8 protein-coding genes are annotated in these 13,861 nt (G+C 64.8%); 1 reads left to right on the top strand and 7 read right to left on the bottom strand.

Going from position 1 to position 13,861, the window contains the following annotated elements; translation table 11 throughout:
• Positions 1 to 10 precede the first annotated feature (10 nt).
• The 7 genes from HMP06_RS13515 to HMP06_RS13485 all read right to left on the bottom strand — a co-directional run bounded on the left by HMP06_RS13515 (position 11) and on the right by HMP06_RS13485 (position 12,563).
• Positions 11 to 1,504: a tryptophan halogenase family protein gene (locus tag HMP06_RS13515; protein WP_176497545.1), complete on the bottom strand. Its 1,494-nt coding sequence runs from the start codon at positions 1,502 to 1,504 to the stop codon at positions 11 to 13.
• Positions 1,501 to 2,433 carry an alpha/beta hydrolase gene (locus HMP06_RS13510; protein ID WP_176497544.1) on the bottom strand — a complete coding sequence of 311 codons (933 nt, stop codon included), beginning with the start codon at positions 2,431 to 2,433 and terminating at the stop codon, positions 1,501 to 1,503. Before HMP06_RS13510 ends, HMP06_RS13515 begins: the two co-directional genes overlap by 4 nt.
• Before the next feature lie 83 nt (positions 2,434 to 2,516).
• Positions 2,517 to 4,619 (bottom strand): glycoside hydrolase family 97 protein, encoded by a 2,103-nt coding sequence (locus tag HMP06_RS13505; protein ID WP_176497543.1) that lies wholly within the window; start codon positions 4,617 to 4,619, stop codon positions 2,517 to 2,519.
• Entirely contained in the window at positions 4,619 to 6,259 is a 1,641-nt protein-coding gene (locus HMP06_RS13500; protein ID WP_176497542.1) for an alpha-amylase family glycosyl hydrolase, read from the bottom strand. Before HMP06_RS13500 ends, HMP06_RS13505 begins: the two co-directional genes overlap by 1 nt.
• The gene (locus HMP06_RS13495) at positions 6,256 to 8,064 is read right to left on the bottom strand and encodes an alpha-amylase family glycosyl hydrolase (RefSeq protein WP_176497541.1); all 1,809 of its coding nucleotides are present in this window, start codon (positions 8,062 to 8,064) and stop codon (positions 6,256 to 6,258) included. The genes HMP06_RS13500 and HMP06_RS13495 overlap by 4 nt, the downstream gene beginning before the upstream one ends.
• The gene (locus tag HMP06_RS13490; protein ID WP_176497540.1) at positions 8,061 to 9,620 is read right to left on the bottom strand and encodes a tryptophan halogenase family protein; all 1,560 of its coding nucleotides are present in this window, start codon (positions 9,618 to 9,620) and stop codon (positions 8,061 to 8,063) included. Before HMP06_RS13490 ends, HMP06_RS13495 begins: the two co-directional genes overlap by 4 nt.
• Before the next feature lie 72 nt (positions 9,621 to 9,692).
• Positions 9,693 to 12,563: a TonB-dependent receptor gene (locus HMP06_RS13485; RefSeq protein WP_443026485.1), complete on the bottom strand. Its 2,871-nt coding sequence runs from the start codon at positions 12,561 to 12,563 to the stop codon at positions 9,693 to 9,695.
• Positions 12,564 to 12,772: 209 nt separating this feature from the next.
• Here HMP06_RS13485 and HMP06_RS13480 point away from each other — a divergent pair, with 209 nt between their 5' ends.
• Entirely contained in the window at positions 12,773 to 13,819 is a 1,047-nt protein-coding gene (locus tag HMP06_RS13480; RefSeq protein WP_176497539.1) for a LacI family DNA-binding transcriptional regulator, read from the top strand.
• Positions 13,820 to 13,861: the final 42 nt, after the last annotated feature.

The following is a 13,861-nucleotide window of genomic DNA, read 5'->3' as shown; positions in this document are numbered from 1 at the left end:
AGTCGCGGGGCTAGCCCAAGGCGGCGAGGACGCTGCGATGGTCCGCGAAATTGAGCGCGGCACGGCGCAGGAAATCGTCGATCGCCGCCATGTCGGCTGCCCCGGGCCCCGCCGGGTGCGGCGCGCACTGGGGAAATTGACCATATCCCGCTAGCAGACAGTGCCACGAGGTCGCGGCATAATAGCCCGCAATCCCCTGCTGCGCGACCTCCGCCGCCAGATCGCCACACGTGAACCAGCAGGTGATGATGGCCTTCAGCGAATCGGACAGGCGATCATTCGCGGCATTGTCGCGCCAATAGGCCGTGTCGGCGCGCCGGTTCATCCGGTAATGGCAGACGATATAATCGCGGATCCCGTCGTACCGCGCCGCGATCCGGTCGTTGAAGGCGCCGCGATGGGCAGGCGTGAACCCGCCCGCTTCATACGCCTGGATGAAGGCCTCGACCGTCGCCTGGACGATATGCAGCGCGGTCGCCTCGAGCGGTTCGATGAACCCCTGCGACAGGCCAACGGCAAGGCTGTTGCCGAACCATGTTTCAGCCACGCGCCCGACCTTCATCGACAGATGCCGCGCGGTCCCTTCGTCGCCGACGCCGAGATGCGCACGGAGTTCGGCCTCGGCCTCATCCTTCGAGCAATAGCCCGACGCATAGACATAGCCATTGCCGGTGCGGCTGGTGAGCGGAATGTCCCACGCCCAGCCCGCCTTGAGCGCAGTCGCGCGGGTGGCGGAGGCGGTGCCGGTCGGATCGGCGGGAGTCGGCATCACGACGGCGCTGTCGTTGAAAAGGTTTTCGCCGAATGACACGAACGGAACGCCGAGCGCGGCCTGGTGGATCACTGATCGAAAGCCGCTCGAATCGACGAACAGATCGCCCGCGATCCGCTCGCCGCCTTCAGCAATGAGGGCCGTGACCGCGCCATCCGTCACCGCGACCTCGACGATGCGGCGTTCGAGATGCACCACGCCGCGCTTGGCGGCATGGGTCCGCAGGAACGCGCCGACCAGATGCGCGTCGAAATGATAGCCGTACGCTGGCCCGAGCGGAAACGCCTCGGCGGCGATCGGAGCCAGCCGATCCGCCGCCAGCCGCGCAGGCAGGAAAAAGCGATCGGGATGCGCCCACACATCCTGTCCATGCCGCCGCCGCCTGGTCGCATCGAAAAAGGCGGGCGCGGTGTGGAGATCGAGCGGGCTGGGGAAGGGGTGAAAATAGCGGTCGTATCCCGTGCGATCCGACCAGCCGCAAAACTCGATGCCATTCTTGTACGTGGCATTGCAGGCCGGCATCCAGTCAGCCTCGGCAATGCCGAGCCGGTCGAAGAATGCCTTCAACTGCGGGGTCGATCCCTCGCCGACGCCGATGATGCCGATTTCGGGGCTTTCGATCACGATGATCTGCGCGCTCGGCCAAGCGTGCGCGAACAGATTCGCCGCCATCCACCCAGCCGTACCGCCGCCGAGAATGACGATATGCAGGCCAGCGGGCGGGAGTGTCACCGGAGCAGCCAGCCGAAAATCTCGTCGAGCCGCGCCGCCCAGGCATTTTCCTCATGCTCGGCGCCCGGATAGGCACGGCTTTCGAAATCGCGGCCCTTCTTCCACCCGAGGCCAGCAACATCCTGATCGATCACTGCCTGGTAAGGCGGGTAAGCGGCGTCGAGCGTCTTGTCGCCATGATCCATCCACAGCCTACGCCCGGCCGGTTTGCCCAGCTTCTGCGTCAGATAGGCCTTCCACAGCGCCGGTCGCTCGTCCCCGGGAACGAGTTGCAGCGCGAAGGTAAGCGGCCAATGCGTCGAGACACACCCGGCACGCCCGAACACTCTGGGCTGTTCGATGAAGGCGTAACACGACATCAATCCGCCCATGCTCGACCCGACCACCGCAGTATGCGCAGCATCGCGTCGCGTACGATAGGTCCGGTCGATCAGCGGTTTCAATTCGTCGGCGAGGAAGCGCAGATAGGCGTCGCCGGTCAGCGGTCCCTTGGCGCTCTGATCGATCTCGGCTTGGAGCTTGGGCGACGCGGCGGCATAGAGCCTTTGCGGGAAATATTGGCGATAGCGTGCTGCGCCCGGCTGATCGACGCCGACGATGATGACCGGCGCGATCTTGCCCGCCGCGACCAGCCGTAGCACCGCTTTGTCCGCCGCCCACACCTTGTCGAAGTTCGAGTGCTTGCGATCGAACAGATTCTGCCCGTCATGCATGTAGATGACGCCATAGCGCCGCCTACCCGCATCATAGCCCGGCGGCAGCCAGATTGTCACGCGCGGGGGGGTGATGTTGACCGAAGGCGCGGCCTCGATCGTGACGAAGCGGCCGGCATCTTGCGCCGCAGCGGGCAGCGGGATCAGCAACGCGAGCAAAAGCAGCAGTAAAAGTAACGCCTCCCCGGCGAAGGCCGGAGCCCAGTTACCCGGCATCGATACTTCGGACGCTGCGCATTGTAACCAGGACCTGCGCAACTGGGCCCCGGCCTTTGCCGGGGTGGGAAGTTGGGGGAACATTATTTCTTCGCCGCCACGAAGCGCACCGCCATGCCGCCCCCCGGCGCGAGCGGCAGGCTGAGCGTGTCACCGCGCTTCACCGGGCGCGTTTCGATCACCATCGCGTGGCGCTTGTCGGTGCGATAGTCGGCATCGGGCGCGTCGCGATAGATTTGCGCGGTGTAACGCCGCCCGGCATCGAGAAAATCGAGCGAGACCGAAAGCGTCCGCGCATTTTCATCGGTCACGCTACCGAGATACCAATCGTTCGACTTGCGATCTTGCCGCGCGATCGTCGCATAATCGCCGACTTCGCCGTTTAGCACGCGCGTGTCGGACCAGTCAGTCGGCACATCGCGGATGAACTGAAAGGCGGGCATGTGCTTGGCATATTGCTCGGGCGTATCCGCCGCCATCGCGACCGGCGAATAGAGCAATACATAGAGCGCCAATTGCTTGGCCTCGGTCGAGAGCAGATCGCTGTCATCCGATCCCTTGAGGCTCAGCACGCCGGGGGTGAAATCCATCGGCCCCTCCAGCATCCGCGTGAACACCAGATTGGCCTCATGCTCGGGCGGGTTCTTCCCCGGCCAGCTATTATATTCCATCCCGCGCGATCCCTCGCGCGACACCCAATTGGGGTAGGTGCGGCGCAGGCCCGTATCCTTGACCGGCTCATGCGCGTCGATTGCGACGTGGTATTTGGCCGCCGTCGTCACGACGCGCAGGTAATGGTTCACCATCCACTGCCCCTCATGCCATTCGCGGTGCTGGCTGCCGTCGGGATCGACGCGTTCGATTTCGGCCGCATCGGTGACATAGCCCGTCTTGACCACCGGGATGCCGTGGTCGCGGGCATAGCCGAACGCACGGTCGAGCTGACTGTCGTAATGGCTGGCCGATCCGCCGGTTTCGTTATGGCCGATCAAATACACGCCCTTGGCCTTGGCATAGCGCATCAGCTCGGCGGCATTGAAATCGGGCGTCGGCGTGTCGAACTGCATCGCATTGCCATTGCCGAACCAGTCGCCGTCCCACCCGACATTCCAGCCCTCGACCAAGACGCCCGGAATCCGGTTGGCGCTCGCGAAATCGATATAGGTTTTGACGTTGGCGGTCGTCGCGCCGTGCTTGGGTCCGGTTGCCCAGCTCCATTTGCCGGTGATCATGTTCCACCACACGCCGACGAACTTGCCGGGTTTGACCCAGCTGACGTCACCGAGCTTGTTGGGTTCGTTGAGGTTGAGTTCGAGGTGGCTCATATACAGGCCGGGGGCATCGTCGGTGATGATCAGCGTGCGCCACGGTGTGGTGAAGGGACCAGTCCGCGTGACTTTCGGCGCGCCCGAACCCGGCGTCAGCACGGCTTTGAGCGTGTTGCTGTCGCCGACCTTGGCCACCGACATGCCCGAATAATCGATCAGCGCGGCCTCGTGCAGCGCGACATGCGTGCCGCTCGCCAGTTTCAAGGTGATCGGCGTGGCGGCGGTGCCGACCGCACGCAGCGGGGTGCGGTTGTAGAGATATTCCTCGCGGTTCCACTCGAACGCGGGCTTCCACCAGGCGGTCGCGTCCGAGGCGAAGGCGAATTGCGTCAGTTCCTCGGCGATGTTGACCGGCTTGCCGCCCGCCTGTTCGGGGAATTCGTAGCGGAAGCCGACGCCGTCATTCTGGATGCGGAACACCACATCGAGCGTGCGACCGGGCGCGCTGGTTTCCTGCAGATGCACGCGCAGTTCATTGTGGTTGTCGCGGATCGTGGTCCACTCACCCCAGGGCTGGGTCCAGTTGGTGTCGGACGCGGCGCGCGTGACCTTCGCGATCTGCAGATGCCGGTCGAGCTTGGGCGCATCGGTGAACAGGAAACCCAATCGCGACGGTGCGACGATCGTCTCGCCCTTGCGCGTGATCGCATAGCTCGCATGGCCCTCCCCATCGGTCGCCAGCGTGACGACGATGCTGCCGTCGGGTGAAGCGGCGGTGACGCTCGGGATCGCGGCGGCGGCTTGCGGCTTGATCGTCTCGTTGGTCACGACGGGCGCGGGGACGGTAGGCTTGTCCTGCGCGACGGCGGCGCTGGCGCTGAGGGCTGCGGCGAGCGCGAGCAAATGGGTCGGCTTCATTACATCACCCTTTCGGCGATCAGCGCGGCATGGCCGCCGAACTGCCAGTCTTCGATCGCGTTCACGCGTGCGATGATGCGCCACGCGCCCGGATCGGTCGGACGCCAGGTCACCGGGTCGTCCCCTAGATTGAACACGCACACCAGCTTCTGCCCCGGCGCGCGCCGCTCGAACACGAGCAGGGTATCCGCCGCCTCCAGCACATGGATGTCGCCGCTCTGCAACGCCGGATGCGCGCGGCGCAGCGCCAGCAGATCGCGTGTCAGCGCCAGCATCGACTCCGCCGCAGCATCCTGCAGATCGACCGCCAGCCCTGCGTGATCCGCGCCGATCGGCAGCCACGGCTCTGCGCTCGAAAAGCCCAATTGCGGTGCCTCCGCCACCCATGGCATCGGCGTACGCGCGCCGTCGCGGCTCAGCGTCAGCGGCCAATTGGCGATCGCTTCGGGGTCCTGCAGCCGCTCGAACGGGATGTCGACTTGCGTCAGCCCGAGCTCTTCGCCCTGATACAGGAAGATATTGCCGCGCAGCGCGACCAGCAGCAGCATCTTCAGCCGCGCAAACGCCGTCCGGTCTGCGCTGCTCGCCCAGCGCGAGACCGCGCGCGGCGCATCGTGATTCTCGAACGCCCAGCTTGGCCAGCCCATGCCGGGCGTATCGGGCCATTGCTCGACTGCATCGCGTACCAGCGCAGGGGTCAGCGCAGGCGCGTAGAGGAAGTTGAAGCCGTACGCGCTGTTCAGCCGCCGCGCGCCGTGGGTGAAGCGCTTCATCTCCACTTCGGCCTCGGCCCCGCCCACTTCGGCCACGGTGAAGCAGCCGTCATAGCGGTCGGTCAGCGCGCGCAGCCGTTCGAGAAAGAGCGGGATGTCGGGGTGCGACTGGTTGTGGACGTGGCGCTGGAAATCGAAGGAGCGCGTGCGCACGCCGTTGGTGGCGGGGGCGGGCGGATTATCGCGCAGTTCGGGGTCGCACATCGCGAAATTGATCGCATCGATGCGGAACCCGTCGACGCCGCGGTCGAGCCAGAAGCGCGCGACATCGAGCACCGCATCCTGCACTGCGGGCGCATGCAGATTGAGTTGCGGCTGCGCGCTCAGGAAATTGTGCATGTAATATTGCCCGCGCCGCGCATCCCACGTCCACGCCGGGCCACCGAACACCGATTGCCAATTGTTGGGCGGCGATCCGTCGGGCTTGGCATCGGCCCAGACGTACCAGTCGTGCTTCGGGTTGCTGCGGTCGGCGCGGCTCTCGGCGAACCAGGCGTGCGCGTCCGAGGTGTGCGAATAGACCTGGTCGATGATGATCTTCAGCCCGAGCGCGTGCGCGCGCGCGACCAAGGCATCGAAATCAGCGAGCGTGCCGAAGATCGGGTCGACCGCGCGATAATCCGACACGTCATAGCCGAAATCCTTCATCGGCGAGGCGAAGAAGGGCGACAGCCACACGCCATCGACGCCGAGCGCCGCGACATACTCCAGATGCGCGGTGATCCCGGCGAGATCGCCAATGCCGTCGCCGTTCGAATCGGCGAAGCTCCGCGGATAGATTTGATAGATCGCCGCGCCGCGCCACCACGGGCGGGCGGACTGCGCTTCGGGCGGGGCTTCGGGGGTTGGCAGCGGCTGAGCGGTCATTGCGCGGTACAGATCACATAATCGAGGGGAGGGACGGTCACGGAAAGACTGCCGGGGGCGGTCGCCTTGGGCGCGCACACGCCGTGGCGGGCGGTGAAATCGGTCGAGCGGGTTTCGACCAGCACTTTCGCGCTGACCGGGGCGGTCGAGGTGTTGAAGGCGAGCAGCACTTCGCGGCCGGTATCGGGATCGAAGCGCGACACGGCGAACAGGCCGGGCTTGTCGCCATAGGCGCGGAGCATCTGCTTGCCGCGGCGCAGGGCGGGCAGTTCGGCGCGCAACTTCGCGAGCGTGGCGATCGCGCGGTACAGCGGATGCGCGGTGTCATAGCTGTCGGTGGCGGTCGTCTTCGCGGTGCCGAGCAGGCGATTGTCGTTATAGCTCGCCACATGACTCGCGAACATGTCCTCGCGCGAATCCTGGTCGCCGCCCTTGCCGACGAAGCCCTGTTCGTCGCCCGAATAGATCGTCGGCACGCCGCGCAGCGTGAGCAGCATCGCATGGCCGAGGATGACACGGCTGAGCAGTTCGGCGTCGCTTGCCTTGGGGAAACCACGCTTTACGAACATCGCGAAACGGCCGGCATCGTGATTGCCGAGGAAGGTCGGCAGCTGCATCGCGCCCGCAGCGCCGCCTTCATACAGCGGATCGGCGAAGAACAAGCGGCGCAGCTCGTCGGTGCCCGCGCCGCCGCCGACGGTGTCGACCAGCGCACGCTGGAACGCGAAGTCGAGCACCGCGGGCAGCCCGTCGACGCGGGTATGGGTGGCGAGCCGCGCGGGATCCATGTCGCCGGTCGCGATTTCGCCGAAGATGTGGAAGTTGGGAATACCCTTGGCCGCCGCGCGCGCTCTCATCGCAGGCACGAAGACCTGCCAAAATTCGGGGTTCACGTGCTGCGCGGTGTCGATGCGGAAACCGTCCACCCCGAAGCGATCGATCCAGCCGCCGAAAATGTCGATCATGCCGGCCACGACGCGCGGGTTTTCGGTCATCAGATCGTCAAGCCCGGAGAAATCCCCGAGCGTCGAACTCTCGCCCGAAAAGGTGGAATCGCCGCGATTGTGGTACAAGGTGACGTCGTTCAGCCACGCCGGGGTTTTCGCGCGCTCCTCGCCTTTGGGAAGGTACGGCGTAAAGGCGTAAGTCGGATCGGTCAGCTTCGCAAAATTGGCCGCACTGCCATCATTATGCCCGGCGAACCCTGAGTTGATCGCCGCACCGGTCACGCCGCCACGGCGCTGATATGGATAGTCTCCCAGACTGCGATAGACGCAGTACTGGTCGGGCACGCATTCGCGATATTTGATCACGTCGGCGGTGTGGTTGACGATGATGTCCATATAGACCTTCATCCCGCGTGCATGCGCCGCATCGACCAGCGCCTTGAAATCGGCCGCGCTGCCGAGATGCGGATCGACGCTCGTGAAATCGGTGATCCAATAGCCGTGATAGCCCGCGGACTCGGAGCCCTTGGCGCCCTGCACCGGCTTGTTCTTGAAGATCGGCCCGACCCACAGCGCGGTCGCGCCGAGCCCCTGGATATAGTCGAGCCGCCCGATCAGCCCCTGCAAATCGCCGCCGTGATAGAAGCCCTTGGCGGTCGGATCGAAGCCGGTGACAAGCCGGTCGCCGGTCAACCCACCGCGATCGTTAGCCGGGTCGGCATTGGCGAAGCGGTCGGGCAGCACGAAATAGATCACTTCGTCCTGCGGCAGGCGATCGCGATAGGCGGGCGCCGTCTGCGCAGCGGCGGGCATCCCGGCGACCGCCAGGAGCGAGGCGAGCAGCATCTTGCGGATCATCCTGCGGCCATCCTGTCCGAAGCAGCGCAATGCGCCGCGATGAAAGCGTCGTGGGTCGGCATCTTGCCGACGACCTGCTCGACATGCCGACGTGCGAGGCCGAGAAATTCGTCGAGCTGTGCCGCGGGCAGGCCGTCGGCCAAAGGATCGTACCGCCGTGGCGTCACGCCCTGCCCGATCAGCACTTGCAGCCAGCCGGGTTCGGCGAACAGCTCCTCGCCTTCGCGGAACAATCGGCCGGTCGAGCGGAACAGATCGATCCGGTGCGCGAGGCTGTCAGGAAGCGGTGCTTCGCGGCACGCGCGCCAGAACGGCTCGTCGCGGCCGTTGGCATGATAGTGCAGCACCAGGAAATCGCGCACCGCAAGCCATTCCTGCTCGGTCTGGCGGTTGAATTCGGCCGCCTCCACGCTGCTCTCATGATCCTGCGGAAACAATTGCAACAGCCGCGCGATGCCCGATTGGATCAAATGGATGCTGGTCGATTCGAGCGGCTCCATGAATCCTGCGGCCAGCCCGAGCGCGACGCAATTCTTCACCCAGGCGCTGCGCCTGCGCCCGGTGGTGAAGGACAACGGGCGCGGATCGGCCAGCGCCGCGCCCTCAAGATTGGCGAGCAGAAGGTCCGCCGCGCGCGAATCGTCGAGGAACGCGCTGCAATAGACCAGCCCGTTGCCGGTGCGATGCTGCAGCGGGATGCGCCACTGCCAGCCCGCTTCGCGTGCCGTCGCCCGCGTATAGGGCGTGGTCGAGCCGACGGTGGCCGAGGGCACGGCCAGCGCCCGGTCGCACGGCAGCAACGCCGACCAATCGTCATAGCCGGCGTGCAACGCCTGTTCGATCAGGAGGCCGCGAAACCCCGAACAGTCGACCAAGAAATCGCCAGCGATCTCCGCCCCATCGTCGAGTGTCACCCCGGTGATGTCACCGCGTTCGCGATCCTGTGCGACCGCGACGACCCGGCCCTCGTGCCGCACAACGCCGCGTGCCTCGGCATATTTCCGCAGATAGGCGGCATAGAGCCCGGCATCGAACTGGAACGCCCAGGCGATGCCGCTCGGCAGATCGGGCCGGCCCATGTCGCGCGCGAAGCGATCGTGCTGCGCCGCGAGCGCGCTCGCCGAGAAATCCCACAATCCGCGCGTGCCGCCGAGGCTGCGATGCCGCAGCCAATGCTGATGGAACGGCACCAGCCCGAGCCCGCGCCCGATCGTCCCGAAGGCGTGGATGTAGCGGCTCTCGACTCCGCCCGGCGCGCCCGACCAGCCGACGAATTCGATGCCGAGCTTGAAGGTGCCTTGCGTCGCGCGGAGGAAATCATCCTCGTCGATCCCGAGCCCCTGATTGAACAGGCGGATTTGCGGGATCGTCGCCTCGCCCACACCGACCGTGCCGATCGCATCGGATTCGACCAAGGCGATGCTGGTCCCCTCCGGCAGGAAGCGTGCGAACGCGGCAGCCGCCATCCACCCTGCGGTTCCGCCGCCGACGATGACGACGCGCCGGATCGCGGATCGCGCGGCCGTCGCATCGCCGGTCTCTGAGCCGCGTTCCATCACACCAAAGACCCTTGGACCCGCGTACCCCGACCAGACCTGGGTCCAGGCGGGGCGACGCACACCATCACATCAGAACTTGAAGCTGGCACCCGCGAGATAGCGGCGGCCATACGTCTGGTAATCGATCACCGCGCGGTCGTCACGCGGATCGGCGGTCACGAACGGGGCATTGGTCAGGTTCTGGCCCTGCACGAACAGCGAGAGGCCCTTGGCAAAACCGCTGCTGAAATCGTAGCCGATCTGCGCATCGATGATCGTCTCGTCGCGCGCACGACGCCGCGTACGGGCGCCGCCGAAGCCCGACAGTTCGCCGATAAAGGTCGAACGATAACGCGCACTCGCGCGGGCCGAGAAACCCCATTTCTCAAAGTAAGCGGTGCCGTTGGCGACATATTTCGAATAGCCGGGGATGTCCTCGGCGGGCGCACCCGGCGTGGGGCTGATCTTGGTCTTGGTATACGACACGCCACCCGTCACGCCGAACCCGTCGAGCGCGCTGGTCAGCGTCGCCAGCGGGAAGGTGGCCGCCAATTCCGCGCCGTACAAGCTGCCGCCATTGCCGTTGATCGGCGCGTTCACGGTGCCCTGATAGTTGATGATGATCGGCAGACCGTTGCCGTCCACCCCGGCCGACTGGACCGGGAAACCGGTGAAATCGAACGGTACGGCGGCGTTGTAGATGTAGCTCTTCAAATCCTTGTAGAAAAGCTGGACCGCCACATAGCCTTTGGTGCCGAAATACTTTTCGAACGTGAGATCGAGCGCATTGGCGCGCCACGGTCGCAGATCGGGATTGCCCGAATCGCCCCGCACCACGGCATAGGTGCGTCCCGGAAGCGGGTTGGTGATACCGCCATTATCGCCGACGGTCGTGCCATAGCTGAGCGAGGCGCGCATATCGTCCAGACGCGGACGGATCGTCTCGCGCGCGGCGCTGAAACGGATCACGAAGTCGTTGGCGGTGCGGAACGACAGGTTGAGACTTGGCAGGATGTCGACGTAATTCGCGCCCTCGCGCCGGGGGATGCCGCCGATGTTGGGCGACCCGTTGGGATTGGTGCCGAGGAATGCCGCTTGCGCGCCGCTTGAATGCTGATCGGTGAAGACCGCCTGGACGCCGACATTGCCGGTCAGCGTGTTCGCGCCGATCGCCTGCTTGATGTTCGCCTGGAGGTAGCTCGTCATCAGCCGTTCGGTGACGTTGTATGCCTTCACCACAACGTCGCCATACGGATTCTTGATGAGCTGATAGACCCCGGCATTGAGCAAGGCGACCGGATCATAGCTGATCACCGGCCCGAGGCCGAGATAGCTCAGGCTCGTCGTCGGGAGCCGGAACTGCGTCGGGACCGCTACATCGGTCGTTCCGTTGGTATTGGCGACAAGCCCGAGGAACGCCTCGTCTGGGGTCAGCGACTTGGAGCGATCGGTATAGTTCAGGCCGAACTGGACGCTCCTCAAGAAACCGTCGGTCTCCTTCTCAATCTCGAGCCGGTACTGCTTCAGCTCGTCCCTGATGATCCGGTTGTTATAATAGCCGTCCTGACCGTTGAGGATCCGTTTCCCGTCCACGCCGGTCTGATTGCCGCCCCAGCCGAGCGGGCTGGTCAGCTTGATCAGATTATAGTCGCCGTAATTCAGCGTCGGGCGGAACACCGTGCCGTTCGAGCCGCTGGTGAAGCCGACCGTATCGACCGCGCCCGTATCCTGCCCGCGTGCGGTGCCGGCGTTCGATTCAAGGATCAATTCGTTGCGGTCTGTTTTCGAATAGCTGAGATCGGCCATCACGTTCCAGCCATCGTCGCCGGTCCATTTGCCGTTCCAGCCGAACGAATAGAGCTTCGCCTTGCGTTGGAACACGTCGTTACGCACCACGCCCTCGACGTTGGAGAAGGTCCCAGCGGTCGCGAAGACACCGTCATTCGCGGTGACGTTCAGCTTCGTCGCATTGGGTTGCGTCGGATCGTTATTGACGTCGAAACCGAGCGGCAGTTCGATCCCGCGCTTGATCTGGTTGTCGCTGAAATCGGAATAGAAGCCGTCGAAGGTCGTCGTGAAATTGGGCGATGGACGCCATTCGAGCGTTCCCTGCAGGCCAAGCCGCTTGAGCGTGGTCGACGTGGCATAGGATTTGGAACCCCCGATCACGACCGGGTTTGCGGCAGTCCCGCCGCCGGCATAGCCCCAGGCGTTGAATTCCTGAATCTGATACGGTTCGTTGAGATAGCTCGCCGACAGCGCCACGCCGATCGTATCATTGGCGAACTGGTCGATGAAGGTGCCGTTGACGCGGTAGCCCATATCCTGCGATTCGGCGTTGAGTTTGCCGAGATCGGCATAGGTGCCGCGCCCGCCGATCGAAATCGCGCGCTTGCCATATTCGAGGGGACGGACCGTCTTGAGATCGACCGTGCCCGACAGGCCCTGCCCGACGATATTGGCTTGTGGCGTCTTATAGACGAGCACCGAGCTGATGATTTCGGAGGGATATTGGTCATATTCGACCGCGCGATTGTCTCCGGTCGAGGTCTGCTCGCGCCCGTTGAGCAAGGTCGTCGAGAAGTCGGGGGCGAAACCGCGGATCGAGATTGCGTTCGAGCGACCCGAGACGCGCTGCGAGGTCAGGCCCGGCAAGCGCGCGATCGATTCCGCGATCGAGGCGTCGGGCAGCTTGCCAATGTCTTCCGCAGAAATCGATTCCACGACCTGATCGCGCGATTTCTTGGCGTTGACCGCGCTTTGCAGCGAAGCGCGGAAGCCGGTGACGACGATGTCCTGATCATTTTCCTCGGCCGCGGGCGCGTCGGCGGCGGGCGCCGTCTGCGCGTGCGCCGCCGTCGTGCCGAACAGCAGCAAGGCTGCGCCCAGCGCGCTCATGCTGGTGCCCAAAGACAGGGTATTGCGGAATTGCGTCGCCTCACGGCGCGTCGATGCGATCATGCTATCTCTCCCCTTCGGCTCCACGGCGTCTTTTGCGCGTTGAGCATTTCGTGAGCGTGATTGCGCCCGCATGATTGCAAAGCCAAGGAAAGGGCATACGTATTCAAGCTCGCCCCGGCAGGGGCGTTTCGTGCATGTCGGGCTAGGCGTACACCGGTTACGGTGACCGGAGGCCCGGCGCCGATCAGGCTGAGGAACCGCTTGCGCAGATGGCGCTGAACGACAAACCCACCTCCTTCGACATTGCGGCGCTGGCTGGCGTGTCGCAGCCGACGGTGTCGCGCGCGCTGCGCGGCGATCCGACCGTCAGCGCGGCCACGCGGCTACGGATCGAGGCGATCGCGCGGCAACTCAACTACAAGGTCGACAAGAATGCGTCGAACTTGCGGCGTGGCAGTTCCAACACGCTCGCCTTGCTGTTTTTCGAAGATCCGACGCCCGACGATTCGCTGATCAATCCGTTCTTCCTCGCCATGCTCGGGTCGATCACGCGGACCTGTGCGCTGCGTGGGTACGATCTGCTGATCTCGTTCCAGCACCTCTCGAACGACTGGCACGTCGATTATGAGGATAGCCGCAAGGCCGACGGGATCATCCTGCTCGGGTATGGCGATTATGAGGAATATCGTGCCCGGCTCGATTTGCTTGCGGGGCAGAACACGCATTTCGTCCGCTGGGGATCGGTACGGTCGAACCAGGCCGCCGATGCGACGGTTGGCTGCGACAATGTGCGCGGCGGGCGCGACGCCGGACGGCATTTGATTGCGCAAGGCTGCCGCCGGATCGCCTTTCTGGGGGAGGCGTCGAGCCATTATCCCGAATTCGAGGATCGCTATCGCGGGCTTGGCGAGGCGATCGACGAAGCGGGGATGCTGTTCGACCCCGCACTCCAGGTCGATGCGATCACCACCGAAGCGTCGGGCTATGCCGCCGCCGTAACATTGCTGGCGCGCGCGCGCGATTTCGACGCGATCTTCGCGGCGAGCGACCTGATCGCGATCGGCGCGATGCGCGCGCTGGCCGAGGCGGGGCGGCGCGTGCCCGAGGATGTGAAGATCATCGGGTTCGACGATTTGCCCGCCGCCACGCTGGCGCATCCGCCGCTCACCACGGTCGCGCAGGATTATCGCCGTGCGGGCGAATTCCTGGTCGATACGCTGCTCGCACGGATCCGCGGCGAGCCGACCGCCACCGCGATCCTGCCGCCGCGGCTGGTGGTGCGCGCGTCGAGCGGCATACGTATTCATGGCGACTGACCCGCCGTTCCCGGCCACCACCGCGCGTACACGCGATAAAAA

Source organism: Sphingomonas sp. HMP6, from assembly GCF_013374095.1.
Lineage (GTDB): Bacteria > Pseudomonadota > Alphaproteobacteria > Sphingomonadales > Sphingomonadaceae > Sphingomonas.
Note: the sequence above shows the minus strand (reverse complement) of the source record. Positions and strands in the feature narration are given on the sequence as shown.